The sequence below is a fragment of the Rothia santali genome (assembly GCF_024199905.1).
GTDB classification, from domain to species: Bacteria; Actinomycetota; Actinomycetes; order Actinomycetales; family Micrococcaceae; genus Rothia; species Rothia santali.
Window position 1 is genome coordinate 1 of sequence record NZ_JANAFB010000080.1, and the last position, 2,283, is coordinate 2,283.

4 protein-coding genes and 1 pseudogene are annotated in these 2,283 nt (G+C 72.5%); 2 read left to right on the top strand and 3 right to left on the bottom strand.

Annotated features, from left to right (window positions below):
- Nucleotides 1-283 (top strand): annotated as a pseudogene (locus NBM05_RS15200) (alpha/beta fold hydrolase); the annotation flags it as partial.
- Between the two features lie 27 nt (nt 284-310).
- Here the strand turns inward: NBM05_RS15200 and NBM05_RS15205 are convergent.
- The 3 genes from NBM05_RS15205 to NBM05_RS15215 form a co-directional block, all read right to left on the bottom strand.
- Nucleotides 311-625 (bottom strand): helix-turn-helix domain-containing protein, encoded by a 315-nt coding sequence (locus NBM05_RS15205; RefSeq protein WP_254169171.1) that lies wholly within the window; start codon nt 623-625, stop codon nt 311-313.
- Entirely contained in the window at nt 622-963 is a 342-nt protein-coding gene (locus NBM05_RS15210; RefSeq protein ID WP_254169173.1) for a type II toxin-antitoxin system RelE/ParE family toxin, read from the bottom strand. Before NBM05_RS15210 ends, NBM05_RS15205 begins: the two co-directional genes overlap by 4 nt.
- A gap of 76 nt (nt 964-1,039) precedes the next feature.
- On the bottom strand, nt 1,040-1,699 hold the full coding sequence (locus NBM05_RS15215) for a DinB family protein (RefSeq protein WP_254169175.1): 660 nt from the start codon (nt 1,697-1,699) through the stop codon (nt 1,040-1,042).
- Between the two features lie 123 nt (nt 1,700-1,822).
- On the opposite strand from NBM05_RS15215, the gene NBM05_RS15220 reads away from it, so the two are divergent.
- Nucleotides 1,823-2,283 (top strand): helix-turn-helix transcriptional regulator (locus NBM05_RS15220; protein ID WP_254169176.1); only part of this gene is annotated, 461 nt, incomplete at its 3' end.

Here is a 2,283-nt window from a genome sequence, read left to right on the forward strand (position 1 = left end):
GGTGACGCCCGTGCCGGACAGCGTGCCCGACGTCGCGCCGGAGCTGCTGCCCTCCGTCTACCGCGGGGCGGCGCTCAGCGACCTGCCGCCGGCCGACGCCGTGGCGCGGCTCGAGGTCCCGACCTCGGTCCTGGCCTGGGTGGACGATCCGGCGCACCCGCTGTCCACGGCCGAGGCCCTGACGGGGCTGCTGCCCCGGGCCACGCTGCGGGTGGCCCGCACGCCGTCGGAGGTCGACGGGTGGCCGGGAGTGCTGAAGGACGACGTCGCGCGGAACGGGTGAGGGGCGGGGCCTTCCGTGTCCGAGGGGTCAGGCCACCTGGACCCGGGCATCGCCGACGACGAAGTCCACGACGAGCCCCCCGCCGACCGCTTCCAGATACCGCCGGACGGTGCCGATCTTGGCGTTCTCGAGGTCGCCGTGCTCGATCTTCGAGACTTGCCGCTGGCCCACCCCGATCCTCTCCGCGAGCTGCCCCTGGGTCAGGCCGGCCTGCTCGCGCAGCTCGCGCAGGCGGTGGGCGCGCACCTGGGCGAGCATGTGCTCCTTGTGGGACTCGACGCGGGCCCGGTCGACGGGGTGTTCGGCCACGAAGTCTTCGAGCGTCATGGGCATGGTGGTCATTCCTCCTTGAGTCTGCGGAGATGGGCGTCGAACAGGTCGTCGGCGAGGGGGATGGCCTGGCGGTACCAGCGCTGCCAGTTGCCGGCCTTGTCACCGGCCACCAGGAGAATCGCTTGGCGCTCGGGATCGAAGGCGAACAACAGGCGCAGCTCGGAGCGTCCGGCGGACCCGGGGCGCAGCTCCTTCATGTTCCGGTGCCGGGACCCGCTCACCGTGTCGACCAGCGGCCGACCCAGCTGCGGTCCGTGCTCCTCGAGCAGCTCCAGCGCCGCGACCACCTGCTCTCGCGACCCCTCGTCGAGCGACACGAGCCAATCGGCGATCAGCTCGATGTCCATGCTTCACATGAACTCAGCCTAGACCCTGGAAGGTCTGCGCTCAAGGCGCCTTGGCGCCCCGCTCCGGTGCCGCAGCTCACCGCTTGCCCGCGCCACGCAGGTGCAGGTGGAGATCCCGCAGCAGGCTGACCTCGGCGAGGTGGTGGATGACCTCGCGGTTGATGTGCAGCACCAGGGCCGCCAGGGGCCACTCGGCGTACTCGCCCTCCGTCGGCCCGCAGGGCCTGGCCAGCTCCTGCTCGGTGAGGGTCGCGACGCCCTCGCGCCACCGGGCGTACTCGGCGTCGAGCTGGCCCAGCGCCCCGGCCGCGGTCTCCGCGTACTCGAAGGAGAAGTAGTCCACCGGCTCCCTCCCGAAGTGGGAGGCGTTGCGCATCCCCAGGACGCCCACGATCACGTGCCCCAGCCGCCACGCGATGGTGGTCAGCGGCGCCGGGTCCGGCGCGGGGGCCGCGAAGTCGATGGTCATGGCCCCGGACCCGCCCTGGATCGGCGCGGCCCCGGTGCCGCGCGGGTGCAGGTTCCAGCAGTCCGGGGCCGGCTCCCAGAGGTACTCCTCGTCGGTCAGGCCCTCCAGACGGGCGCGCAGCTGGTGGGTCCAGTGCCAGTCCAGCTGGTCCACCAGCAGGTCGCTCCACGATGCTCCTGCGGCGACGGGGTTTCCCCGCGTTCCGGTGGTCTCTGCGGCGCCGCCCTTCGCCTCGGTCCTTGCCTCGGTCCCGCGTGAATCGTCCATCGCCCTGCCCCTCCTCGTCGTATCGGTCCCGCACCGTCCGCAGTCCCGCGCCTTCTCTGACGATCTCCAGCATGCACCCACTTGCGGACAGCTGTGGTCCTCAATTCGTGCGACCCTGGGAACATGACCTCCGAGGGGACCGCCGAGCGGGTGCTGCGCCTGCTCTTCCTGCTGCAGCGACGCCCCATGTGGCGCGCGGCCGAGCTGGCCGCCGAGCTCGGGGTGACCGCCCGCTCGATCCGGCGCGACGTCGAGCGGCTGCGGGCGCTCGGGTACCCGGTCCGGGCGGCGGCCGGCGTCGGCGGCGGGTACCAGCTCGGCTCCGGGGCGAGGATGCCGCCCCTGCTCCTGGATGACGAGGAAGCCATCGCGACCGCCATGGCCCTGCGCCTGGGCGCTGGCGGCACCGTGGCCGGGGCGGGGGAGGCGGCCCCGGTAGGGAGGCACGGCGGGGGCCCCCGCCTCGAGGACGCCACCGATCAGCAGATCGCATGGTTCCGCGACCGTCTGGTGAAGGCTTTGAGCGATCCTGGTTCCCACGTCCTGCTGGACGAGGTGACCACCAAACTCCTGCTCGACTCTGG